This window comes from Actibacterium sp. EMB200-NS6, assembly GCF_001305615.1.
GTDB lineage: Bacteria > Pseudomonadota > Alphaproteobacteria > Rhodobacterales > Rhodobacteraceae > Actibacterium_A > Actibacterium_A naphthalenivorans.
The window spans coordinates 2,722,348-2,744,913 of the sequence record NZ_CP010869.1 but is presented as its reverse complement, the minus strand read 5'-3'; the positions used below and the strand labels follow the sequence as shown (position 1 = coordinate 2,744,913).

Sequence of the window (22,566 nt, the reverse complement as noted above, 5' to 3'; positions counted from 1 at the left end):
ACGGAATCCTGCACAAGAGGTGTTTAATTCTGTGACAGGGGTGGAACTTGAACTGATTGGTTCAGTTGATATATTGAATTCAAACCGACAGGAGTTGAGGGGCACATATGAGCAATTACGGAAACCTTCCCGCGCCGAGCCCTGAACAGGGGCTTAACCGGTATATGCAGGAAATTCGCAAATTTCCCCTGCTGGAGCCGGAAGAGGAATACATGCTGGCCAAGCGCTGGGTGGACCATCAGGACACCGAAGCGGCGCACAAGATGGTCACGTCGCACCTGCGTCTGGCGGCGAAAATCGCCATGGGCTATCGCGGCTACGGCCTGCCGCAGGCCGAGGTCGTGTCGGAGGCGAATGTCGGCCTGATGCAGGCGGTCAAGCGGTTCGACCCCGAAAAGGGCTTTCGCCTTGCCACCTATGCGATGTGGTGGATCCGCGCCTCGATCCAGGAATATATCCTGCGCTCGTGGTCGCTGGTGAAGCTTGGCACCACCTCGGCCCAGAAAAAGCTGTTTTTCAACCTGCGCAAGGCCAAGGCCCGGATCGGCGCGCTGGAAGAAGGCGATCTGCTGCCCGAACATGTAGAGAAGATCGCGCATGATCTGAACGTGACCGAGGCAGAGGTGGTCTCGATGAACCGTCGCCTGTCGGGCGGCGACGCATCGCTGAACGCCACGGTGGGTTCGGACGGCGACACCACCACCCAGTGGCAGGACTGGCTGGAGGATGAGGAGGCCGATCAGGCCGAGGCCTATGCCGAACGCGACGAACTGGAAAACCGCCGCGCGCTTCTGACCCAGTCGATGGATGTCCTGAACGACCGCGAAAAGGACATCCTGCTGCAGCGGCGGCTGAGGGATCAGCCGGTGACGCTGGAAGAGCTGTCGGGCCAGTATAACGTCAGCCGCGAACGTATTCGCCAGATCGAGGTGCGTGCCTTCGAGAAGCTGCAGAAACGGATGAAAGAGCTGGCGCGGGAAAAAGGCATTCTGGTGCCGGCCTGATCATCAGACCCCAAAGGCCCGCCCCCCCCGGCGGGCCTTTTTCATTTCACCGCCGCGCGCCGAGAATTCTCGCTGCATCGCAGAAATTGGTTTGACCTTCTCCCGGCGTTCCGCGAGGTTTCGGCTGACATCGCAGTGAGAAAAGGCTGATCATGCAGCATGTTTCGGGCGCCGCCCGGCTGAACCAGCGCGTTATCGGCGCAATCGCCTGCCTTGCATTCCTGGCCATCGGGATCGGGATTGCCTCGCCCTTGCTGCCCGACAGCAGCACCATTGGCGTTCTGGCGCGGATCTTCGGCAGCCTCGCCCCGTTTTTCCTTGTGGCGGGGGCCTGTCTGGGCCTTGTTCTGATCCTACTGCGCGCGGGCCGGATGGGGCTTTTCTTCATCGCCGCTTCGGCGCTTTCGCTGGGGCTGTTTGCGGCGCGGCATCTGATGGTGTCGCAACCGCTCGATCCGGCGGCGGCGCCGGATCTGCGGGTGATATTCTTCAATGTGCTGTTCGAGAATACCACCAATGGCGACCGCATCCTGCAGGCGGTGCGCGAGGCCGACCCGGACGTCGTGGTTTTTTCCGAGGCTATCGCGCTGCGCAAAGAGGCCGAGGTGCTGAAGGCCGAATTTCCCTATCACGTCGGCTGCGAAAGGGCCTGCGAGATTTTCGCGCTCTCGCGTGTCGAACCGGCAAACATCCAGCTGTTCTCGCTCAGCAACCGGTGGCAGCAGCGGATGGCGGCGCTGCATTTCGAGTTTCCCGATGGCCGTGGTCTGAACGTGGTGGCGGCGCATATGCTAAAGCCCTGGTTCCACGATCTTGCGGGGAAAGAGCGCGCAGAGTTGTTCGTCGCGATCAACCGGATGGATGGCCCCACCGTTCTGATGGGGGATTTCAACTCTGCCCCCTGGAGCTTTCCGATGTTCGATGTCTATCGCAACGCCGGCTTCGCCCCGCCGCGCCGGCCGGTCGGAACCTGGCCTGCCAGCGCGGGCGATCTGGGCCTGCCGATCGACCACATGCTGGTGCGCGATGGCGCGGTCCTGGTGAACCTGCAGCCTTTCGGCGGCGATCTGGGCTCGAACCACCGGGGGCTTTTGGCCGATATCGCCGTCCGGCGCGATTGACCGGCTGATTTGCGTTGGGTCAAGGCGCCGTGCCACGTTACATGTACAGTATGATGGCAATGCAAATCTCGGGAGAACGCGATGAAAGCCGCACGTACATTCGTTTTGCTGGCCAACGAACATGAGGCCAGGTTTCTGGTGAATGAAGGCCCGGGCAAGGGGCTTTTGCAGGTCGGCGGCCTGACGCAGACGCATGAAACGCAGTATTCCGATATGCCCGGCCGGTCACAGGCCGGCCCCGGCGCCGCCCGCCACGGGCTCGACAGGAGCGCGACAGAGCGAGAGCAGAACCGGGCGAGGTTTTCCGTCGAAGTCGCCGAGGCCGCCGAGGCGCAATGGGCCAAGGGGGATTACGATCGGATGGTGATGGCCGCGCCGCCCAAGATGCTGGGCGCGCTGCGCGAGGATATCGGCGGGGCGATGAAGGCGGCGATGGCCGGAGACATGGATAAGGATCTGCTGAAGGTTGCGCTGCACGATCTGCCGCCCCATCTCGAGGACATGATTGTGTTCTGAGGAGGCAATGATGGACGACGACACCCCTGCGCCCGAGTTTGCGCGGCGCGATGGCATCTGGCTGCGCGGGCTCTGGATGGTGATCCTGGCGATCCTGTTCGCGGTCGCCGAGACGGTGCTGCTGGTCTGCGCGGTGCTGCAGTTCGGCTGGATGCTGTTCACGAAGGAGCGCAACCGCTTCATCGCCGATTTCGGCGCGAATCTGGGCAACTGGCTGTCGGTCACGGCGCGGTTCCAGACCGGCGCGAGCGAGGAAAAGCCGTTTCCCTGGACAGCGTGGAAGTAGGGGCCCCTGACGCGGGGCCCCGCGATCAGTCTTCCATCGCTTCCAGCTCGTCGATCAGGCCAGAGATCATGCTCAGGCCCTTGTCCCAGAATTTCGGGTCGGTGGCGTCCAACCCGAAGGGTGCCAGAAGTTCTTTGTGATGCTTCGAGCCGCCCGCGCGCAGCATCGCGAAGTATTTGTCCTGAAAATCCGCTCCGCCCTCTTCATAGACCGCGTAGAGCGCGTTCACCAACCCGTCGCCGAAAGCATAGGCATAGACGTAGAAGGGCGAGTGCACGAAATGCGGGATATAGGCCCAGAAGGTTTCGTAGCCCTCCATGAAGTTGAACACCGGGCCCAGGCTTTCGGCCTGCACCGACATCCACAGCGCGTTGATGTCTTCGGGCGTCAACTCTCCGCCGCGCCGGGCCTCGTGCAGCTTGCATTCGAAGTCGTAGAAGGCGATCTGGCGCACGACCGTGTTGATCATGTCCTCGACCTTGCCGGCCAGCAGGGTTTTGCGCTCGGCGTCGGTTTTGGCGCCCTCCAGCAGTTTGCGGAAGGTCAGCATCTCGCCGAACACAGAGGCGGTTTCGGCCAGGGTCAGCGGGGTGGAGGCCAGCAGCTCGCCTTGCCCGGCGGCCAGCACCTGATGCACGCCGTGGCCCAGCTCATGCGCCAGGGTCATCACGTCGCGCGGTTTGCCCAGGTAGTTCAGCATCACATAGGGATGCACATCCACGACCGTGGGGTGGGCGAAGGCGCCGGGCGCCTTGCCCGGTTTCACGCCGGCGTCGATCCAGCCCTTGCTGAAGAACGGCGCGGCGATCTCGGCCATTTCCGGTGCGAAATCGGCATAAGCCTCCATCACGGTCTTCTGCGCGGCCTCCCAATCCACCGTCTTCGGCTCTTCGATCGGCAGCGGCGCGTTGCGATCCCAGACCTCGAGCGTGTCGAGACCCATCCATTTGGCTTTCAGCGCGTAGTAGCGGTGTGACAGCTTCGGATAGGCGGCGACAACCGCGTTGCGCAATGCCTCGACCACCTCGGGTTCCACATGGTTCGAAAGATGGCGCCCGGTCTGCGGCGTGGGCATCTTGCGCCAGCGGTCCTCGACCTCTTTTTCCTTGGTCAGCGTGTTGTGGACACGGGCGAAGAGCTTGACGTTCTCGCCAAAGACCTTGGCCAGTTCCCGCGCCGCCAGTTCGCGCTTTTCACGGTCGGGATCGGTGAGGAAGTTGAGCGTGCCCTCGATATTGTACTCTTCGCCGTCCACGTTGAAGGTCAGCCCGGCGATGGTCTCGTCAAAGAGCTTGTTCCACGCGGCGGCGCCGACCACGGACTGGTCGTGCAGGAACTTCTCCAGCTCGTCCGAAAGCTGGTAGGGGCGCATCGCGCGCAGCCGCTCGAAGATCGGGCGATAGCGGGCAAGCTCTGCGTTTGCGGCGAACAGAGCATCCAGCTTTGCATCCTCGATGCGGTTGATCTCCAGCGTGAAGAAGACCAGCGGCGTGGTGAATGTGGTGATCTTGTCCTGGCAATCGGAAAAGAACTTGGCGCGGCCGGAATCCATGGTGTTCTGGTAATAGCGCAGCCCGGCGAAAGACATGATGCGCCCGCCGATCACGTCGATCTTTTCATAGCGCAGCACGCATTCGAGCATGCCTTTCGCATCCAGCGCCGCCAGCCGACCCTCGTAATCGGCCGCGAAATCGGCGCAGGCCTTTTCCAGCCACGCCATGTCGCGCGTCAGCTCGGGTGCGTCCTCGCCGGTGTAAAGATCGCTCAGATCCCACTCCGGCAGGTTGCCAAGGCTGCCGCCGGCTGTGGCATTGGCGTCAAAGACGGGGACGGGCGATGTGATGCGCATGGCGGAACCTCTGAAACTGTTTGATCAAGACATAGGCAGGGCAGGGGGGCGGGTTCAAGCGAAAGGGCGCAATCGGCTCTCGCTTTACCGATTGCATCGCGCGACGGGTGCGGTAACCATGCGCGCGATGCCACAGGTCTTTATCACCGAACCCATCCACGAAGATGCCATCGCCCTGCTGCGCAGCGGCGGGATGGATGTTGTTCTGGGCTGGCAGGGCGGGGATCTGGCCGGGGCCGATGCGTGGCTGGTGCGGACGCACCGGGTGGATGCGCCGGGCCTGGCGCTGGCGCCCAACCTTCGCATCGTGTCCAAGCATGGCGTGGGCGTCGACAACATCGATCTCGGGGCCGCGGCAGCGCGCGGGGTGGTGGTGGCGAACACGCCCGGCGCGAACGCGGGCGCGGTGGCGGAACACACGCTGATGCTGATGCTGGCGCTGGCCCGCCACACATTGCCGCTCGATCGTGCGGCACGGCAGGATTTCTCGCGCCGCGAAAGCCTTTCGCCGATGGATCTGGAGGGCAAGCGCGCGCTGATCGTGGGCTTCGGCGCCATCGGCCAGCGCGTGGCGCGGCTGTGCGCGGCGCTTGGCATGGAGGTGACGGTCTGGCACCGCCGGTTCACCTCGGCAGAGGCGGGATACCCCGTTCTGAGCGATCTTCACGCGGCCCTGCCGCAGGCGGATGTGCTGACCCTTCAGCTTCCGCTCAACGATGGCACGCGCGGGCTGATCGGGGCGGCTGAGCTGGCGCTGTTGCCGAAAGGCGCGCTGGTGGTCAATTGCGGCCGGGGCGGGGTGCTGGACGAGGCGGCGCTGATGGAGGCGGCCCCCCGCCTGGGCGGCATCGGCCTGGACGTGTTCGAGCATGAACCACTGCCCCACGACAGCCCGCTTCTGGCGCTTCCCAACACGGTGTTCTCGCCCCATTCGGGCGGGATGAGCGATGGCGCGATGCGCCGGATGGGAATGGGCGCGGCGCAGAACGTGCTGGATCATTTCGCCGGGCGGCTTGACCCGGCCTGCCGCGTCACCCCGGCTTGACGCCTTCGCCGCGCGCGCCTTTAGTGGCGCGGCGACCATCAGGAGGGGCATCATGAAATTCGTGCGTTTCGGGCCGGCGGGTGCCGAGAAACCCGGCATCATTGATGCCGAAGGCCGCCTGCGCGACCTGTCGGAGGAAATGGACGATCTGTCCGGCATCGTTCTGACCCATCTCGACGATTTCTCGCCCGAAGGGATGCCGGTGGTCGGGGGAAATCCGCGTCTGGGCGTGCCGGTGGCGGGGGTGGGGAAATTCATCGGGATCGGCCTGAACTATTCCGACCACGCGGCCGAGGCGCGCATGGATATTCCGGCCGAACCCATCGTGTTCATGAAGGCGACCTCGTCCCTCTCCGGCCCGCATGATCCCATCCGCCTGCCGCGCGGGTCCGTGAAAACGGATTGGGAGGTGGAGCTGGGCGTCGTCATCGGCAAGCCTGCGAAATACGTCAGCGCCGAAGAGGCGCTGGACCATGTGGCGGGCTATATGGTGGTCAACGATGTTTCCGAGCGCGCCTTCCAGATCGAACGGGGCGGGCAATGGACCAAGGGCAAGAGCTGTGACAGCTTCGGCCCCTGCGGCCCCTGGCTGGTGACCCCGGACGAGGCCGGCGAGATCACCGCGCTGGACCTTTCGCTTTCGGTCAACGGGTCGCGGATGCAGCAGGGCAGCGCCGCGAACATGATCTTTTCGGTGGCGCGGATCATCAGCTACCTCAGCCAGATGATGACCCTGCATCCCGGCGATATCATCGCCACCGGCACCCCGGCGGGCGTCGGCATGGGCATGGTGCCGCCGCGGTTTCTGAAGCCGGGTGACGTGGTCGAACTGTCGATCAGCGGTTTGGGCACACAGCGCCAGGAGGTGGTGTCGGACTGAGCCGCCGCCGGTCAGGCGGCTTCGGGGCCCGGCTGCGCCGCATCCTGTGCCGCCGTGAAAAAGGCAGAGGTTTCATCAAAGAATCGCGCCCGCGTATCGAGGGTTTCCATCATCACCTCGTGTCGGGCGCCGGGCACCTCCACAAGGCGGCCGCCGGGCCAGCGGGCCATGCGCCGGGCGATGGCGGTGCTGCAGACGATACGCTCCTCGCTGCCCAGAAAGGTGATCACCGGCAGCGCCGGAGAGGGGTGGCGCGACAGGGCGGCAACCTCGCGCAGGGCGGCGCCCACCCAGCCGATGCTGGGCCCGCCCAGCGCAAGCTCTACCCGCGCGGCGACCTGGGCGCGCATATAGGCATACATATCGGCATCGGTGGTCAGCTCGTTCCCCGCGAAATCGGCGGCGTCCACATAGGTTTTCTGCAGTGACGTGCCGGGAACGAAGCGCTTGGAAAACCCGAACGGGTGGCTGGCGGCGCCCACGATCCGGGCCACCGGGCGCATCCGGCGCGGCAGGTTGATATCCCACATCGGCGCCGAAAACGCCGCGCTGCGAACCGGCATTCCGTTGATCAGCGCGCGCAGGGCGATGCAGCCGCCCATGGAATGGGCCAGCACATGCAGCGGCCGGGGCAGGTTCAACGCGGGCAGGGCGGCCATCAGCGCCGCGACGTCATGCTGATACTCGGTGAAGCGGCGCACGTAACCGACCAGGGGATTGGGCACCAACCTGTCGGCCAGCCCCTGGCCGCGCCAGTCGATCGCGACAGTGCTGTAGCCCCGCTTCAGGAAATCCGATGCGGCGCGGCCGTATTTTTCGACATATTCGGTGCGGCCGGGAAACAGCAGCACCGTCCCCCTGTCGCCGCCGCGCCAGGCGGCGACGCGCAAGCGCACCCCGTCGGCGGCGGTCAGCCAATAGGCGGCGCCGTCTGGGCCGTCGGCCAGATCACCGAAATACGGCGCGTCCCGCATGGCTCAGCCGAAGGCCGCGCCCAGTTTCATCGCCTTGCCCATGTCGCCGTCGATGGTCAGCTTGCCGGTCATGAAGGCGGCGGTGGGGTGGACGTCGCCGGCCAGCATGGCCTGAAACGTTTCCAGATCGGCGCTCAGGGTCACGTCGGCGTCATCGTCGCCGGCGCGCACGCCGTCTTCGTCCAGATAGACGGCGCCTTCGCCTTCGATCACGAATTTGACAGACCCGTCGATCCCGCCTTCGATCTTCTCGCTCAGGGCCTTGACGGCCGCGTCAATCACATCGCTCATGGCGTTCCTCCGATTGTGCGCGGCGGGGCCTTGGTTTTCCCCGCCAATGCGTTACATTTTCCTTTGTTATGATCGCACAGCTCAGGTTTCTCAATCGTATCTTCGCGGCGGGTCTGTTTTTCGGCCTGATCGCGCTGCCGGCCGGGGCCGGGCCCGATTCTCTGGATGGGCTCTTCGAGCTGTTGCAGGAGCCCGAGTTGCCGAACTGGAAATCGGTCGAGGATGAAATATGGGCCGAATGGTCCAGATCGGGGTCGCCTTCGATGGATCTGTTGCTGCAGCGCGGGCGCGATGCCATGGCGGCAGAGGATTATGCCACCGCCATTGGCCATTTCACGGCGCTCACCGATCACGCCCCGGATTTCGCCGAAGGCTACAATGCGCGGGCAACCGCCTATTTCCGTCAGGGCCTGTACGGCCCGGCGCTGGCCGATATCAACCGGGTGCTGGCGCTGAATCCGCGCCATTTCGGGGCGATGGCCGGGCTTGGCACGATCATGGATGAACTGGGCCATCCCGAGGCGGCGCTGCGCGCGTTTCATGCCGCCGCCGCCGTACATCCGCACGAGCCAGACCTGTTAGAGGCCGTGGAGCGGTTGGAGATGACAGTCTCCGGCACCGCACTCTGAAAGGGCCAGTACAATGCGGCAGCAGGGGAGGATCCTGGCGGTCCTCGGGCCGACCAATACCGGCAAGACGCATTATGCGATCGAACGGATGCTGGCGCATCGCACCGGGGTGATCGGCCTGCCGCTGCGCCTTTTGGCGCGCGAGGTCTATGATCGGATCGTCGCGCTGCGCGGGCCGTCGGTGGTGGCGCTTGTCACGGGCGAGGAACGGATCGTGCCCGAGCGCACCCGATACTGGGTCTGCACCGTCGAGGCGATGCCGCAGGAGATCGGCGCCGATTTCCTGGCCATTGACGAGATCCAGCTTTGCGCCGATCCCGAGCGCGGACATGTGTTCACCGACCGTCTTCTGCATGCGCGCGGCCTGCACGAAACCCTTTTTCTGGGCGCCGAAACGATGCGAAGCGCTATCGCGGCGCAGGTGCCGAGGGCCCAGTTCACCCGGCGCGAGCGGTTTTCGGAACTGACCTACACAGGTTCGAAAAAGATAAGCCGGATGCCGCCACGATCGGCGATCGTCGGGTTTTCTGTTGAAAACGTCTATGCGATCGCCGAGCTGATCCGGCGCCAAAAGGGCGGCTGCGCGGTGGTGATGGGGGCGCTCAGCCCGCGCACGCGCAACGCGCAGGTGGATCTGTATCAAAACGGCGAGGTCGATTATCTGGTGGCGACCGATGCGATCGGCATGGGGCTGAACCTGGATATCAACCATGTCGCCTTTTCGGGGCTGAAGAAATTCGATGGCCGCCGGATGCGCCTGTTGCAGCCCAACGAGCTGGCCCAGATCGCGGGCCGGGCCGGGCGGTATATGCGCAACGGCACCTTCGGAGTGACGGGCGAGGCCCCGCCGCTCGACGATGACATGGCCGCGGCGATCACCAGCCACCGGTTCACCCCGGTCAAGAAGTTGCAATGGCGCAACGCCCGCCTGGATTTCGGCACGGCCGACCGGCTGATCGCCTCGCTCGAGCAGCGCACAGATGACGAATGGCTGACCCGCGCGCGCGAAGCGGATGACCTGCACGCCCTGCGCGCACTGGCCGAGATGCCCGATGTCCGGGCGCGGATCAGCGCCGCGCCGGATGTGCGCCTGTTGTGGGATGTGTGCCGCATCCCCGATTTCCGGGGGATTTCCGCCGCCGAGCATGTCAGCCTGCTGGGCCGAATCTATGATTTTCTGCATGATGGCGGCGTGGTGCCCGACGATTGGCTTGCGCGTCAGATCCGGCGAATCGACCGGAACGATGGCGACATTGACACATTATCGAAACGTCTGGCCTATATCCGCACTTGGACCTACGTGGCACAAAGGCGGGGTTGGGTCGGTGACGAATCCCATTGGCGCGGCGCAACCCGCGCGGTAGAAGACCGTCTGTCGGACGCGCTGCATGGCGCATTGACGAAAAGATTTGTTGACCGGCGGACAAGTGTGCTGCTTCGCCGGTTGAAGCAGAAGGAGGGCCTTGTGGCCGAGGTGAACGAAAAAGGTGAAGTGACGGTCGAAGGACAATTCGTCGGCCGTCTGGAGGGGTTCCGTTTTCGTCAGGATGCAAGCGGCAGCCCGGATGAGGCGAAGACGCTGCGCCAGGCCAGTTTTGCCGCGCTGAAGCCCGAGTTTCATCTGCGCGCGGACCGCTTCTATAACGCGCCCGATACCGAGATCGACTTTACCGAGCAGGGCGGCCTGATGTGGGGCGAGCATGCGGTCGGCAAGCTGGTGGCGGGCGGCGAGGTTCTCAAGCCGCAGGTCGAGGCCTTTGTCGATGAAGAGGCCGGGCACGACGTCGCCGAAAAGGTGCGCCGCCGTCTGCAGCACTTCATCGACCGCAAGGTGGCGACGCTGTTTGAGCCGCTGCTGACCCTGCAGCGCGACGAGGCGCTGACCGGCCTGGCTCGCGGTTTCGGCTTCCGCATGATCGAGGCGCTGGGGGTTCTTCCGCGCGATCAGGTGGCGGGCGAGGTGAAAGAGCTGGACCAGGAGGCGCGCGGCGCGCTGCGCAAACACGGGATCCGCTTTGGCCAGTTCACGATTTTCCTGCCGCTTTTGCTGAAACCCGCGCCGACGCGGCTGCGGCTGGTGCTGTGGTCGCTTTCGCAGGGGCTCAACGAATTTCCCGAAAGCCCGCCGCCGGGTCTGGTGACGATCCCGGTGGTGCCCGAGGTGCCGCAGGGTTGTTATACGCTGTCGGGCTATCGCCCGGCGGGGGCGCGGGCCATCCGCATCGACATGCTGGAAAGGCTGGCCGATCTGCTGCGCGCGCAAGACAGCCGGGGCGGGTTCGAGGCCAACCCCGACATGCTGTCGATCACCGGCATGACGCTGGAGCAGTTCGCCGATCTGATGCAGGGGCTGGGATATAACGCCGAGAAGGGCGAACGCGAAAAGGTAAAGGCCCCGCCGGCGGCGGATGCCTCTGCCGATCCGGTAGTCGACGCCGGCGCCACGCCCGAGCCTGCGGCCGAACCGGTGTCCGGGGAACCCGCCGCGCCGGAGGCGGAGGCCGAGCCGGAGAAAGAGCTGTTCTACACCTTCACATGGGCGCCCAAGCGCAAGGGCGGTGGACGGCCGCGCGGCGAAGAGCGGCAGGGCAACAACCGACCGCAGGGCAAGGGCAAGCCGAAGGGCAAGCCTGCCGGGAAACGGCCGCCGCGCGATGGCGCGCAGACCTATCAGGCCCGCCCGCCGAAGAAGGAAAAGCCGATCGACCCCGACAACCCATTCGCCGCCGCGCTGATGGGGCTGAAGAGCAAGCAATAGCGTGTCGGAGCCGCGCCCGCTGATCCGGCTGGACAAGTGGCTTTGGCAGGCGCGGTTCTTCAAGACGCGCACGCTGGCGGGCAAGGTGGTGGCGGGCGGCCATGTGCGGGTGAACAGCCTGCGGGCCGCCAAGCCGGCACAGCGGGTCGGCGCGGGCGACACGCTGACCTTTCCGCAGGGCGACCGGATTCGGGTGATCCGCGTGCTTGCCCCGGGCGAGCGGCGCGGTCCCGCCGCCGAGGCGCAAACGCTGTACGAAGACCTGACGCCCGCGCGGGAAGACGTTCCGCAATCGCCGCGATTTGACGGAAAAGGTCGGCCGACCAAGAAAGATCGCCGCAGTCTCGATCTTAACAGGCTTCCGCCGCTTGAATGATCTTTCGGGCTGGTCTAGCTAATCCCTGATCAGAGAAGTGAGGCCCTCCGCATGACCTATGTCGTCGTCGACAATTGCATCGCCTGCAAATACACCGACTGTGTCGAGGTTTGCCCGGTGGATTGCTTCTATGAGGGCGAGAACATGCTGGTCATCCACCCCGACGAATGCATCGATTGCGGTGTGTGCGAACCGGAATGCCCCGCCGATGCGATCCGCCCCGATACCGAGCCGGACATGGAGAAATGGGTGGAATTCAACCGGAAATATTCCGAGGCCTGGCCGGTCATCATCTCGAAGAAAGATCCGCTGCCCGAGGCGGAAGAGCGTGACGGCGAGACCGACAAGCTGAACAAGTACTTCTCCGAGGCGCCGGGCGAGGGCGGATAACCGCTGATTCGCGGTATTTGTCGCGGGTTTGGGGGTTGTCGGGTGGATTTTCTGCCTGTATTTGTTAAATTATATCAGTTGTTTAATGCGCATTTCACAATGCCGCACTTTAAACTGTCGGGCTTTTTTGCTACATTCTCATGACATAAAGCTGTCTGTAACAGATGACCTTAACGCAGAGAATGGTTCCTGCGTTGTGGTTTTCTAGCGCCATACATCCCCCGTTGACCGAAAATATCAGTTTTCGGGCGGGTTGTTGTCGCCGCATGGGGGCCTGCAAGGAAGCGACTGCATGAGCAAACTGAAGAAATCTGAATTTCGCCCGAACGATTACGTGGTCTATCCCGCACATGGCGTGGGTCAGATCGTCTCCATCGAAGAGCAGGAGATTGCGGGCATTGCGCTGGAGCTTTTTGTCATTTCCTTCGAGAAGGACAAGATGACACTCCGCGTGCCGACGAACAAGGCGACGGAAGTGGGCATGCGCTCTCTGTCCTCTCCTGACGTCGTATCCAAAGCCATGGCCACGCTGAAGGGCAAGGCCAAGGTGAAGCGCGCCATGTGGTCGCGCCGCGCGCAGGAATATGAACAAAAGATCAATTCCGGTGATCTGATCTCGATCGCCGAAGTGGTGCGCGATCTGCACCGCACCGACGACCAGCGCGAGCAGAGCTATTCCGAGCGTCAGCTTTACGAAGCCGCGCTCGAGCGTCTGACCCGCGAAGTGGCCGCCGTCAGCGGCATGGACGAAGGCGGGGCGCAGCGCCAGGTCGACGAGGTTCTGATCTCGCGCGCGGCCTGATCCCGCGACAATACGGAATATGAACCGCGGCTTCCGGGCCGCGGTTTTTTCATGTCAGGCGGCGCCTTCGGTGATCTCTTCGGTGCTGGCGACCTCTTGCCGGACCAGCGCGGTTTCCAGCTCTTTGTTCAGCTCGCTGGCGCGGGCGAGATAGGCTTGGTTCTGGTCCAGCGGCACGCCGGGCTTCCACAGTTCGGCCAGTTCGCGCAGCGCTTCGCGGTCATGCTTGTAAAAGGCCGTTTCCATCTCGTTGGCTTCGAAATCGGTCAGGCCGAGATCCTCCAGCACGTAGCGGCCGGCGCGCAGCGAGCTGTCGAACATCTCGCGCACGATGTGATCGGCCCCGGCCCGGTACAGTTCGTAGACGTGAACCCGATCCTTGGCGCGGGCGACGATGCTCAGATCCGGCCGCTCGCGCCGCGCGTATCTCACCAGCCGGGTATTTGCCTCGCTGTCGTCAAGCGCGGCCACGAGCACCTTGGCATTGTCGAGACCCGCCGCATGCAGCAGTTCAGGGCGCGTGGGATCGCCGAAAAAGCTCTTGAACCCGAATTTGCGCATCAGCTCGATCGTCGGCAGATCGTGATCCAGCACCGTGGCCCGAAAGCCCGACATCTGCAGCATCCGGTTGACCACCTGCCCGAAGCGGCCGATGCCGGCGATGATGATCGGGTGCTGTTCGTCGATCTTGTCGAAATCACGCGGGCTGTCGGATGTGTCGGAAACCCGGCGCGACAGGAAATCATGCAGAATGAAGAACAGCGGCGTCAGAAGCATCGACATGGCGATGATCAACAGCAGCGTCTGGCCGAGCGATTGGGTCAGCACGTTGGTCTGCAGCGCGAAGCTGACCAGCACGAACCCGAATTCCCCCGCCTGCGCCAGCGCCAGTGTGAACAGCCACTTGTTGCCCGCCCGCAGCTTGAACAGCACCGCCAGCCCGTAGAGGATCAGCCCCTTGGCGATCATCAGCGCCAGGGTAAGCCCGATGATCTGGCCGAGATCGGCAAACAGCACGGCCATATTGATACCGGCCCCGACGGTCATGAAGAACAGGCCCAGCAGCAGGCCCTTGAACGGCTCGATACTGCTTTCCAGATCGTGCCGGAATTCCGAGTTCGCCAGAACCACGCCCGCCAGAAACGTGCCAAGCGCCGGCGACAGGCCCACCATGATCATCAGCAGGGCGATGGCCACGACGATCAGCAGGGCGACGACCGTGAACATCTCCCGCAGGCGAGAGGCGTGGATGAACCGGAACAGCGGACGGGTCAGGTAATGCCCGACCAGAATGATCGCCACCACGGCCCCCAGCGTGACCAGCGCCAGCCCCCAGCCCGGCAGCTCTGCCAGAACCGAGATCGCGCTGCCGTGGCCTTCAGTGGCCTGCTGGGTCGCGTGGCGCGTCAACGAGCCGTCCGGCGCGATGCTGAGCTTTTCTTTCACGGCCAGCAGAGGCAGCAGCGCCAGCATCGGGATGACGGCGATATCCTGGGTCAGAAGCACGGCAAAGGTGGCCCGCCCGCCCGGCGTCCGGGTCAGGCGCTTTTCCGTCAGCGTCTGCAGCACGATCGCGGTGGATGACAGCGCCAGGATCATGCCCACGGCCAGCGCGGTCTGCCAGACCAGCCCGAGTTGCATCGCCCCGGCCATGACCACGGCGGTGCTCAGCACGATCTGCATCCCGCCCATGCCCAGCAGCCGGTCGCGCATGTCCCACAGGGCACGGGGATCAAGCTCCAGCCCGATCAGGAACAGCATCATCACCACGCCGAACTCGGCGAAATGCTGCAGATCCTGCGTTTCCGAGCCGACCAGCCCCAGCACCGGCCCGATCACGATGCCCGCCAGCAGATAGCCCAGCACCGACCCGAGCCCCAGCCGCGCCGCGATCGGCACGGCGATCACCGCGGCGGTCAGGTAGATCGTGGCAAGCAGAAGGAAGCCTTCCATGGGTCCGTCCTTACATTGGCAAAGCCGCGTCGTCGGCCTTGAACTGGTTCATAGCGGTCCGGCTTTGCCCCCGCACAACAGCCGAATACGACAGTAGCACCTCATGGAACACCCGGTTCAGCGCCGCCAGACAGGCATTGTTCTGCAGGGCCGACGGCAGCCGACAATCAGTGTCGTCCATGGTCATGCGAATTTCACGCTGTTTTCGCCACTCTAGCGTGCGATCGACGCGGCGACCAAGGTGCAAGCGTGGTTTTTGCGCAATTTCAGGATGTTTTTCGCAGAAAAACCCTACCCGGGCGTGCAGCCGGAAATGGCGCAGGCCGTTGGCGGCTCAGCCGTCGCCGGCCAGTTGCAGCAGGATATTCGCGCCGTTCTTGATATAGCGCAGCTGGTCTTCGCCAATGGCGGCGACCCGCCCGCCGTCTATGCTGTCACCCGGTTTCACCTTCACGAATTGCCCGTCGGGCAAGCGCACCAGCGCACGCCTGTCGGATTCGCTGCCATAGACGCCGATCAGGCTTATCTTGCGCAGATTGATCGCGTTTTCCTGCGTTGCCTGCCGCGTCACCAGCCCGGGGCTGGGCGCCAGCGGCTTGATCGCGGCGGCAACGGCAACCGGCAGGGCAACGGGGGCGGCTGGCGCGACGTAGTCGGGGCGCGCGCGTGGGCGAAGCTGTGACAGCGCGTCCAGCCCGTAGCCGCCGGTCTGCGCTTGCTCGAGCCGCTGGGCGAGATCGGCCGGACGTGACCGGGGAATGAACTTGGCCAGATATTTGTTTTCGCTGCGGGTGATCGCGGCGGCGGGCGGTTCGGGGCGCTGCGGCGGCACCCTTGGCGGCGGCCCTGCGTGGATCATGACGCCCGAGGGATCCAGCGCGCCGCCCTCGCGCGGCGTGACCCGCCCGTGCTCATCAAGCGCGAAGGCCTGGCCGGGGCCGGCGGGGCGCTGCAGGGCCGGGGGAGTATCCGCATGCAGCCCGGCGGCGGGAGGCAGGGCCACGGCATCTTCCGAAAGGATCACCGGGTCGATTGCCGCGATATAGAGATCGTCCGCCGGCTCGGGGGGGGGCGCCGAGAGCGCGAGGGGCGCATCGGGCCGGAGGCCGGCCGGATCTGGCGGCAACAGCATAGGGGCGGCGGCGGTTTCGATTTCGGGCACGGCCTCTGGCGCCAGCGCGGCAAGGGGGGGCGCGGGCATGGCAGGCTCGGGCAGAGCGATCGCGCCCCCCGGCTGCGGGGGCGAGGGCCGGTGCGGCAGGGGTTCAAGGCCAGGCTGCGCCATCAGCGCGGCCGTGGCTTGTGTACTCTCGGGCAGAGCGTCTTCGAGCCGGGGCGCATCGATCTGCGGGATCGCCACGGTGAAGGCGCCGTCGGCCCGTTCGGGGGCGGTGGCCAGGGGCGCGTCATCGCGGGCAAAGACGCCGGACCAGAGCGCGGCCAGCGCAATCGCGAACAGCGCGACCGCCCCGAGCACAAGGGCCGTGGTGCGAGCCCGGCCGCCCGCTGGCGTGTCATCCGGCGCGGGCGACTCGCCCACACTGGCCGGCGGCGCGGCGATCGGGGTGGCGGTGGCGTGGCTCTGGGGCCGGGGGGCCGGGGCGGGCGTTGCCGCTGGTGGCACCGCCGCAACCGGAGGCGCGGGCCGAACGGTCGGCGCCCCCAGCTCCAGCCGGCCATCGAGGCGCTCGAGCTGCGCGCCATCGGGCAGCAGGGTCGCGGCGGCCTGTGTGGCCCCGAACCAGGGCATGCGCGGAAAGCTTTCCGGCGCCGGTGCCGCGACATGGGCGACGGGGTTGAAACGGTGCTGCGCGGCGAACCGCTCTGCCTCTGCCAGGGTTTCCTGCGCGACGACGGCCACACGCGCGCCCGTGCCATCCATTTCCCAATCGAAGACCAGATCTTTCACGTTGTAGGGGGTCAGCCCGTCCAGCGCCTTGCGGATCTCCGCCGCGCCGGGGGCGGGGCCGGTCTCCAGCGTGGTGTAAAGGATCATCTCGTCGGGGATGACGACGAAGGACAACACGCCGCCGCCCTCAAGCTCGCTGGCCGTGGCGCGCATCATTTTCAGCGTCTCGGCAAGGTCGGGCGCGTCAAGCATGGCCTCGCCCACCAGGCTCCATGCGCCGGAGGTCCGGTGGAAAAGTCCGATCTTGTCTTGCGACAGACTCAGGGCAAAACGCGGTTTCATCTTGTTGGTCTATACCAGCCGGAGGAAGAGCGGCAGGCCGGGTGCGCCACCATGGCCTGACTATAGCAGGAATTCGCCGAGAGCGAGAAGCAATCTGAACGAAGCGCTTGCCTGTCGGCGCATTCATGCGAGACCTTCGCGGCAAAGAGGAGGACGACATGCGGTTTTTTACGGTTCTGATGCTGGCGCTGGCGCTGGCGACCACAGGTCGGGCGCAAGACGCCGCCGCCACCCTGACCGTGACCGGCGAGGCGGAGGTGGCGGCGGCGCCCGATATGGCGGTGATCACCGTGGGGGTGACCAGCCTGGCCCGCTCGGCCGCCGATGCGATGGATGACACTTCTGTGAAAACGGCGGAGATTCTGGCCGCGCTGGCGGCGGCCGGCATCGCCGAGCGCGATCTGCAGACCCGCGCGCTGCGGCTGAATCCGAACTGGGCCAACCGGTCCTCGACACCCGGTGCGGGGCCCAAGATCGACGGGTTCGTCGCCTCGAACACCGTCATGGTGCGGGTGCGCGATCTCGATCGGCTGGGCGGGGTGCTGGATACGGTTCTGGGGCTGGGCGCGAACGAGTTCGGCGGCCTGTCCTTCGGGCTGCAGAACCCCGGCCCGGCACAGGACGAAGCCCGCCGCGCCGCCGTGGCCGAGGCGATGCGCAAGGCGCGGCTCTATGCCGAAGCGGCCGGGCTGACGCTTGGCCCTGTCCTTTCGCTGAGCGAGGCCGGCGGCGCCCGCCCCGCACCGATGATGATGGAGGCGGCGCGCATGGCCGATGCCGTTCCCGTGGCCGCGGGCGAGGTTTCGGTCTCGGCCGCGGTCACGATGGTGTTCGATATCGGCGGCTAGGCGGTGGCCCTGGCCAGCGCCTGATCCAGATCGGCGATCAGGTCATGCGCATCCTCGATCCCGATCGACAGGCGCACCAGGTTGGGCGCGGCGCCGGCCGCCGTCTGCTGTTCGGGGGTCAGTTGCCGGTGCGTTGTCGAGGCCGAGTGGATGATCAGTGACCGGGTGTCGCCCAGATTGGCCACATGGCTGAACAGCTCTACCGCGTCCACCAGTTTGACACAGGCGTCATAGCCGCCTTTCACGGCAAAGGTGAACAGCCCGCCGGCGCCCTTGGGGCAGATGCTTTTGACGCGGTCGTGGTAGGGGCTGGAGGGCAGGCCGGCATAGGTCACGAATTCGACCCGCGGGTCGGCCTCCAGCCAGCTCGCGACCTTCACCGCGTTTTCCACATGGCGCTGCATCCGCAGGCTGAGCGTTTCGATCCCCATCAGCGTGTAATGCGCGCCCTGCGGGTTCATCGTCATCCCCAGATCGCGCAGCCCGATGGCGATGGAATGAAAGGTGAAGGCCATGGGGCCGAGCGCCTCATGGAACTTCAGCCCGTGATAGGCGGGCTCCGGGGCCGAGAGCGACGGGAACCTGTCCGAGGCCGACCAGTCGAATTTCCCCGAATCCACCACGCAGCCGCCGGTGACCGTGCCGTTGCCCGTCAGGTATTTCGTGGCCGAATGCACCACCAGCGTCGCGCCATGATCGAACGGGCGGCACAGATAGGGCGTGGCCAGGGTGTTGTCGACGATCAGCGGCAGGCCCGCCGCATCCGTGACGGCCGAGATCGCATCCAGATCGGTGATATAGCCGCCGGGGTTGGCGATGGATTCGCAGAACACCGCGCGGGTGTCTTCGTCGATGGCGGCCTTTACCGCCTCGGGATCGTCGAAATCCACGAATTTCGCCGACCAGCCAAAGCGTTTGATGGTCTGGCTGAACTGGGTGATCGTGCCGCCGTAGAGCCGGGTCGAGGCGACAACATTGCGGCCCGGCCCCATCAGCGGGAACAGCGCCATGATCTGTGCCGCATGGCCCGACGAACAGCAGACCGCGCCGGCGCCGCCTTCCAGCGTGGCGATACGCTCCTGCAGCACGGCGACGGTCGGGTTTGTCAGGCGGGAATAGATGTATCCCACCTCCTCGAGGTTGAACAGCGCGGCGGCGTGATCGGCATCGCGGAACGCATAAGCCGTTGTCTGATAGATCGGCGTCTGCCGCGCACCTGTCGCCGGGTCCGGCTGGGCACCCGCGTGGATTTGCAGCGTGTCAAAGCCGAGGCTGGGGCTGTCTGACATGTCATCCTCCCTGAAACTACATCGGCGCGGAGCCTAGGCGATCGTCCGGGGCGAAACAACACGCCTCGATGGCTGCGCCCCTGTGGTTCCGGGGCGTTTGTTCAGGCGGGGCCGGGCCCCGGCCCGCGGCTTTGCCGGTATCGCAGCGTTTCGCGGCAGCCCGCCGGTGTGGGCGCGGCGCAGGTGCAGGGCCGTCCGCCGATGACAATCGCCCAGACCTCGCCCGGGTCGCCATCGACATAGGTGACATGGCTGCGCCGGACAACATAGCTCTGGTTGTCGATCATGACCGTGGCCGGCTTCAGCGCCACGACGGTCCGGTGGCGCGGTCGATTGTCGTCCACGTCGCAGCCGGGCAGAAATGACGCCAGCGAAAGCCCGAGGATGAGTTTCGTGAGAGTATTCATCTGGGTTTCCAACTTCGGCAGGCGAGATTCAGGCATCGCGTGAAGGGCTGAACCAACACCTAAGCCGGGCGGCGTGGTTTGCCCTCAAGGCAAATCAGCGCATCCACAGGTTGGCCTTCTTGATCTGGTTGCGCAACATCTGTTCGCGTGGCGGCAGATCCGCGCGGTCGAACATGGCGCGCACCTTGCGCCCCTTGCCCTGATAGATCATCCGCTTGAAGGGCTCGTATTCCTTGATCACCTTCTTGATCTTGTTGGGCGCGGTGACGGCCTCCAGCACGTCAACCACATGATCATCCTCGCGCGCATAAAGCAGCGACAGGACGCGCCAGTGGCAGCTTACCTTGCCGTCCAGCCCGGCCAGTTCCGGCCCCGGACGCCCGCCGTCAAGGGAATGAATGGCCAGCGGCAGCGCCACCTGATCCAGCCAGGGGTCGAGCGACTGGCACACCAGCGGGCCTGGCGGATCGTCGCGAATCCCGGTGGCGTAGGAAAGGAACCGTTCGCCGAACGCGCGGGGACAGCGGTAGAAGAACCAGCCCGCGTTGAAATAGAGATAGCGCTGCCAGTACTCATCAGGCTGCGACAGGTCCAGCGTCGCCTGATACGCCAGCCCGAACCTGTCATAGAGCGATTTCCAGATCTCGCCGTAGCCGGGGCCGTAAAGCTCGATCTCGGGCCAGCTTCCCTCGCGCCGCATCGACGCGGCGGGGCGATCGAAATCGAACGGCACCTCGGAGAGCTTGCCGGTGATCAGCGTGTCGGTGTCAAAAAACACGAAGGGCTCGCCTTCGGGCAGGGCGGACAGCCCCTCGATCTTGTTGCCATGGGGATAGGCGCTGCCGAAGGCCCGGCTTTCGAAGGGTACGATCTCGGCGCCGAACTGTTTCAGCAACGCGCGCACCTCGGGGTTGCCGATGCGCGGATCGCGGGCCCATTTTTCGCCGGGTTGCGGTTCGGCCACGATCAACCGCCCGTCAAAGCCCGGGTCGGACTGGCGCAGCGAGGCGGCAAACAGCACCGCTTCATATTGCAGGCGCCCGTTCTGGCCCACGATCAGAATGTTGAATTTCTGGCGGTCTTTGCCTTTTGCGGCCATGCCCGAACCTGCCTGTCGCCTTTTCAAGGCAGTATAGGCGGGATCGGGGGGCGGAAAAACCCTGCTCCGACGCGCCGTTGCAGAAAGTTCCGCGCGGGACGCGCGCGGTGTTATCCGGGGGCGGGCGCGGCGGTTTCACGCCGCAGCGCAAGGATCGCCGCAACCGTAGCCGCGACCGGCCGGCTGGCGTCGATCCGGGCCCAGGTCACGGCCCCGATGTCGCGCTTGAGCTGCGCCTCCAGCACCTCGGGCGTGGCGTCGGACACGCCGGCGAGGCGGGCGGCGACACGGCTGCGCAGGGTCGCGGCATCCGAATGCAGCCAGATGCCGGTCAGCGGCACACCTGCGGCGCAGGCCGCGGCGTCGAGCGCGCCACGCCTGTCGGGCCGGTCAAACACCGCATCCACGATCACCGCGCCGCCCGCGCCTGTCAGGGCCAGGGCGCGGGCCGTAATCCGGTGATAGACCCTGTCCGACACCGCCGGTTCATAGGCCTCGCATGGTAGCCGCTCTTCCGGCCGGGCGCCGAACAGGGCCTTGCGGGTGCGGTCGCTTTCCACGATGCGCGCGCCGGGCGGGCGGCCCAGCCGCGGGGCGAGCGCCTCGGCCACGGTGGATTTGCCGCTGCCGCTGAGCCCGCCGATGGCGACCAGCCCCGGCGCGCAGGGGGCGAGCAGTGACAGGGCAAGATCGAAATACCGCCGCGCCGAGGCCGCCGCCTCTTCGGCGCCTTCGGCCAGATCCTCCGACAGGGTCGCGGTAACATGCGCCCGCACCGCCGCGCGCACCGCCATGAAGAACGGCAACAGCTCGAACCCGTCATCCTGACCGATCTCGTCGAAATAGCGATTGGCGACGAGGCTGGCGAGTTCCGGGTGCCCCCGGTGCCACAGGTCCATCAGCAGGAACGCAAGGTCGTAAAGAACGTCGATGGTGGCGATCTGATCGTTGAAGTCGATACAGTCGAACAGGCGCGGCTGGCCCTGGAACATGCAGATGTTGCGCAGGTGCAGATCGCCGTGGCAGCGACGGATCATCCCCGCACGCTCGCGCCGGTCGAGCGTTTCGGCGTGGCGGGCCAGCGCATCCCGGAAGGTGGCATCGAAGCGTTTCACGGCGTCTTCGGAAAACACATGGCTGGTGGCGAAACCGGCGGCGTTGATGTTCAGCACACCTTCCATATTGGCGGCTCCGCCGCCAGTGTGGACGGGCGGCAACCCCCGGTGGAACGCCGCGATCGTGTGCGACAGGCCGGTCATCAGGGCGGGCGTCAGCGTGCCGGCCATGGCCATCTGATCGAACAGATCCGATTGTTCGAACCGGACCATCGCCACCACCGCATCGGCCAGCGGGCCGTCGCCATCAAAACTCAGGCACCCGTCATCGCCGCGCGTGATGCGCCGGGTGCCAAGGTAGAGGCCCGGCGCGGTCGGCGCGTTCAGCGCGACCTCTGACTCGCAGGTGGCGGCGCGGATCGTGGGGGTGGAGAAATCGGCATAGGGCAGACGGACCGCGCGTTTGAGTTTGTAGGCCCGGTCGTCCGCAAGAAAGACCATGGAGATATGGGTTTCGATCACCTCGACCGGCCCGGCGCAGCCATGTGTGGCCGGGTCTTTCAGAAATTCGATGGTCGCGGTCTGGTCTTCGACAATCATCGGCGGGCCTCGGTATCGCTTCGCGTCGCGGGTGGTGTCTGCCGAGTGTGGGCGGAAACGCGGCGGCAACCAACCCCCGACAGCGCCCGTGCTGCAAATCATCTCAGCCACGCGGCGAAAATTTCCCGCGCCCGCGCATTTGAGGATGATCAAAGACCGGCGGCGATGATCATGCTATTGAAAAGAGGAACATAGCCATGATC

At 65.3% G+C, this 22,566-nt stretch carries 22 protein-coding genes; 12 read left to right on the top strand and 10 right to left on the bottom strand.

Annotated features, from left to right (window positions below; all coding sequences use genetic code 11):
* The first annotated feature begins 107 nt into the window (after positions 1–107).
* From rpoH to TQ29_RS13305, 4 genes are all read left to right on the top strand, one after another.
* On the top strand, positions 108–1,004 hold the full coding sequence (gene rpoH, locus TQ29_RS13320; protein WP_054539558.1) for an RNA polymerase sigma factor RpoH: 897 nt from the start codon (positions 108–110) through the stop codon (positions 1,002–1,004).
* Between the two features lie 152 nt (positions 1,005–1,156).
* Entirely contained in the window at positions 1,157–2,125 is a 969-nt protein-coding gene (locus tag TQ29_RS13315) for an endonuclease/exonuclease/phosphatase family protein (protein ID WP_054539557.1), read from the top strand.
* Positions 2,126–2,206: 81 nt separating this feature from the next.
* On the top strand, positions 2,207–2,641 hold the full coding sequence (locus TQ29_RS13310) for a host attachment protein (protein WP_054539556.1): 435 nt from the start codon (positions 2,207–2,209) through the stop codon (positions 2,639–2,641).
* Positions 2,642–2,651: 10 nt separating this feature from the next.
* Positions 2,652–2,927 carry a DUF4389 domain-containing protein gene (locus TQ29_RS13305; RefSeq protein WP_054539555.1) on the top strand — a complete coding sequence of 92 codons (276 nt, stop codon included), beginning with the start codon at positions 2,652–2,654 and terminating at the stop codon, positions 2,925–2,927.
* Positions 2,928–2,952: 25 nt separating this feature from the next.
* On the opposite strand, the gene TQ29_RS13300 is transcribed toward TQ29_RS13305, so the two are convergent.
* Positions 2,953–4,776, bottom strand: coding sequence for a M3 family oligoendopeptidase (locus TQ29_RS13300; RefSeq protein ID WP_054539554.1), 1,824 nt, complete (start codon positions 4,774–4,776; stop codon positions 2,953–2,955).
* 118 nt (positions 4,777–4,894) lie between these two features.
* Between TQ29_RS13300 and TQ29_RS13295 the strand changes: the two genes are divergently transcribed.
* Together TQ29_RS13295 and TQ29_RS13290 are read left to right on the top strand one after the other, a co-directional pair.
* Positions 4,895–5,821, top strand: a complete 927-nt coding sequence (locus TQ29_RS13295) for an NAD(P)-dependent oxidoreductase (protein WP_054539553.1) — start codon at positions 4,895–4,897, stop codon at positions 5,819–5,821.
* 52 nt (positions 5,822–5,873) lie between these two features.
* Positions 5,874–6,701, top strand: coding sequence for a fumarylacetoacetate hydrolase family protein (locus TQ29_RS13290; protein WP_054539552.1), 828 nt, complete (start codon positions 5,874–5,876; stop codon positions 6,699–6,701).
* Positions 6,702–6,712: 11 nt separating this feature from the next.
* Here the strand turns inward: TQ29_RS13290 and TQ29_RS13285 are convergent, their stop codons facing one another.
* Positions 6,713–7,675, bottom strand: coding sequence for an alpha/beta hydrolase (locus TQ29_RS13285; RefSeq protein WP_054539551.1), 963 nt, complete (start codon positions 7,673–7,675; stop codon positions 6,713–6,715).
* Positions 7,676–7,678: 3 nt separating this feature from the next.
* Positions 7,679–7,966, bottom strand: coding sequence for an SCP2 sterol-binding domain-containing protein (locus TQ29_RS13280; RefSeq protein ID WP_054539550.1), 288 nt, complete (start codon positions 7,964–7,966; stop codon positions 7,679–7,681).
* Between the two features lie 68 nt (positions 7,967–8,034).
* Here TQ29_RS13280 and TQ29_RS13275 point away from each other — a divergent pair, with 68 nt between their 5' ends.
* From TQ29_RS13275 to TQ29_RS13255, 5 genes are all read left to right on the top strand, one after another.
* Positions 8,035–8,595, top strand: a complete 561-nt coding sequence (locus TQ29_RS13275; RefSeq protein ID WP_082386642.1) for a tetratricopeptide repeat protein — start codon at positions 8,035–8,037, stop codon at positions 8,593–8,595.
* A gap of 13 nt (positions 8,596–8,608) precedes the next feature.
* Positions 8,609–11,353, top strand: coding sequence for a helicase-related protein (locus tag TQ29_RS13270; RefSeq protein WP_054539549.1), 2,745 nt, complete (start codon positions 8,609–8,611; stop codon positions 11,351–11,353).
* 1 nt (position 11,354) lies between these two features.
* Positions 11,355–11,729 carry an RNA-binding S4 domain-containing protein gene (locus TQ29_RS13265; protein WP_037207274.1) on the top strand — a complete coding sequence of 125 codons (375 nt, stop codon included), beginning with the start codon at positions 11,355–11,357 and terminating at the stop codon, positions 11,727–11,729.
* Between the two features lie 51 nt (positions 11,730–11,780).
* On the top strand, positions 11,781–12,119 hold the full coding sequence (gene fdxA / locus TQ29_RS13260) for a ferredoxin FdxA (RefSeq protein ID WP_054539548.1): 339 nt from the start codon (positions 11,781–11,783) through the stop codon (positions 12,117–12,119).
* A gap of 292 nt (positions 12,120–12,411) precedes the next feature.
* A complete protein-coding gene (locus TQ29_RS13255) occupies positions 12,412–12,921 on the top strand; it encodes a CarD family transcriptional regulator (protein WP_037207268.1) in 510 nt (169 codons plus the stop codon).
* A 54-nt stretch (positions 12,922–12,975) separates the two neighbouring features.
* On the opposite strand, the gene TQ29_RS13250 is transcribed toward TQ29_RS13255, so the two are convergent.
* From TQ29_RS13250 to TQ29_RS13245, 3 genes are all read right to left on the bottom strand, one after another.
* Entirely contained in the window at positions 12,976–14,874 is a 1,899-nt protein-coding gene (locus TQ29_RS13250) for a monovalent cation:proton antiporter-2 (CPA2) family protein (RefSeq protein WP_054539547.1), read from the bottom strand.
* Positions 14,875–14,884: 10 nt separating this feature from the next.
* Positions 14,885–15,061 (bottom strand): hypothetical protein, encoded by a 177-nt coding sequence (locus tag TQ29_RS20705; RefSeq protein ID WP_157445588.1) that lies wholly within the window; start codon positions 15,059–15,061, stop codon positions 14,885–14,887.
* Between the two features lie 147 nt (positions 15,062–15,208).
* Positions 15,209–17,065, bottom strand: coding sequence for a hypothetical protein (locus TQ29_RS13245; RefSeq protein ID WP_054539546.1), 1,857 nt, complete (start codon positions 17,063–17,065; stop codon positions 15,209–15,211).
* A 158-nt stretch (positions 17,066–17,223) separates the two neighbouring features.
* On the opposite strand from TQ29_RS13245, the gene TQ29_RS13240 reads away from it, so the two are divergent.
* Complete coding sequence (locus TQ29_RS13240; protein WP_054539545.1) at positions 17,224–17,913, top strand: SIMPL domain-containing protein; 690 nt, start codon at positions 17,224–17,226, stop codon at positions 17,911–17,913.
* Here the strand turns inward: TQ29_RS13240 and TQ29_RS13235 are convergent.
* From TQ29_RS13235 to TQ29_RS13220, 4 genes are all read right to left on the bottom strand, one after another.
* Positions 17,910–19,202: an O-acetylhomoserine aminocarboxypropyltransferase/cysteine synthase family protein gene (locus tag TQ29_RS13235; RefSeq protein WP_054539544.1), complete on the bottom strand. Its 1,293-nt coding sequence runs from the start codon at positions 19,200–19,202 to the stop codon at positions 17,910–17,912. The genes TQ29_RS13240 and TQ29_RS13235 overlap by 4 nt on opposite strands.
* A 101-nt stretch (positions 19,203–19,303) precedes the next feature.
* The gene (locus tag TQ29_RS13230) at positions 19,304–19,609 is read right to left on the bottom strand and encodes a hypothetical protein (protein ID WP_054539543.1); all 306 of its coding nucleotides are present in this window, start codon (positions 19,607–19,609) and stop codon (positions 19,304–19,306) included.
* A gap of 94 nt (positions 19,610–19,703) precedes the next feature.
* Positions 19,704–20,708, bottom strand: coding sequence for a hypothetical protein (locus tag TQ29_RS13225; RefSeq protein WP_054539542.1), 1,005 nt, complete (start codon positions 20,706–20,708; stop codon positions 19,704–19,706).
* 110 nt (positions 20,709–20,818) lie between these two features.
* A complete protein-coding gene (locus TQ29_RS13220) occupies positions 20,819–22,363 on the bottom strand; it encodes a bifunctional aminoglycoside phosphotransferase/ATP-binding protein (protein ID WP_054539541.1) in 1,545 nt (514 codons plus the stop codon).
* Between the last annotated feature and the right edge of the window lie 203 nt (positions 22,364–22,566).

Coding starts and splice junctions, on each gene's coding strand:
- TQ29_RS13315 (WP_054539557.1), top strand. CDS start 1,157: ATGCAGCATGTTTCGGGCGCCGCCCGGCTGAACCAGCGCGTTATCGGC.
- TQ29_RS13280 (WP_054539550.1), bottom strand. CDS start 7,966: ATGAGCGATGTGATTGACGCGGCCGTCAAGGCCCTGAGCGAGAAGATC.
- TQ29_RS13285 (WP_054539551.1), bottom strand. CDS start 7,675: ATGCGGGACGCGCCGTATTTCGGTGATCTGGCCGACGGCCCAGACGGC.
- TQ29_RS13270 (WP_054539549.1), top strand. CDS start 8,609: ATGCGGCAGCAGGGGAGGATCCTGGCGGTCCTCGGGCCGACCAATACC.
- TQ29_RS13305 (WP_054539555.1), top strand. CDS start 2,652: ATGGACGACGACACCCCTGCGCCCGAGTTTGCGCGGCGCGATGGCATC.
- TQ29_RS13255 (WP_037207268.1), top strand. CDS start 12,412: ATGAGCAAACTGAAGAAATCTGAATTTCGCCCGAACGATTACGTGGTC.
- TQ29_RS13225 (WP_054539542.1), bottom strand. CDS start 20,708: ATGGCCGCAAAAGGCAAAGACCGCCAGAAATTCAACATTCTGATCGTG.
- fdxA (WP_054539548.1), top strand. CDS start 11,781: ATGACCTATGTCGTCGTCGACAATTGCATCGCCTGCAAATACACCGAC.
- TQ29_RS13235 (WP_054539544.1), bottom strand. CDS start 19,202: ATGTCAGACAGCCCCAGCCTCGGCTTTGACACGCTGCAAATCCACGCG.
- TQ29_RS13220 (WP_054539541.1), bottom strand. CDS start 22,363: ATGATTGTCGAAGACCAGACCGCGACCATCGAATTTCTGAAAGACCCG.
- TQ29_RS13300 (WP_054539554.1), bottom strand. CDS start 4,776: ATGCGCATCACATCGCCCGTCCCCGTCTTTGACGCCAATGCCACAGCC.
- TQ29_RS13240 (WP_054539545.1), top strand. CDS start 17,224: ATGCGGTTTTTTACGGTTCTGATGCTGGCGCTGGCGCTGGCGACCACA.
- TQ29_RS13295 (WP_054539553.1), top strand. CDS start 4,895: ATGCGCGCGATGCCACAGGTCTTTATCACCGAACCCATCCACGAAGAT.
- TQ29_RS13230 (WP_054539543.1), bottom strand. CDS start 19,609: ATGAATACTCTCACGAAACTCATCCTCGGGCTTTCGCTGGCGTCATTT.
- TQ29_RS13310 (WP_054539556.1), top strand. CDS start 2,207: ATGAAAGCCGCACGTACATTCGTTTTGCTGGCCAACGAACATGAGGCC.
- TQ29_RS13250 (WP_054539547.1), bottom strand. CDS start 14,874: ATGGAAGGCTTCCTTCTGCTTGCCACGATCTACCTGACCGCCGCGGTG.
- TQ29_RS20705 (WP_157445588.1), bottom strand. CDS start 15,061: ATGACCATGGACGACACTGATTGTCGGCTGCCGTCGGCCCTGCAGAAC.
- rpoH (WP_054539558.1), top strand. CDS start 108: ATGAGCAATTACGGAAACCTTCCCGCGCCGAGCCCTGAACAGGGGCTT.
- TQ29_RS13245 (WP_054539546.1), bottom strand. CDS start 17,065: ATGAAACCGCGTTTTGCCCTGAGTCTGTCGCAAGACAAGATCGGACTT.
- TQ29_RS13275 (WP_082386642.1), top strand. CDS start 8,035: ATGATCGCACAGCTCAGGTTTCTCAATCGTATCTTCGCGGCGGGTCTG.
- TQ29_RS13290 (WP_054539552.1), top strand. CDS start 5,874: ATGAAATTCGTGCGTTTCGGGCCGGCGGGTGCCGAGAAACCCGGCATC.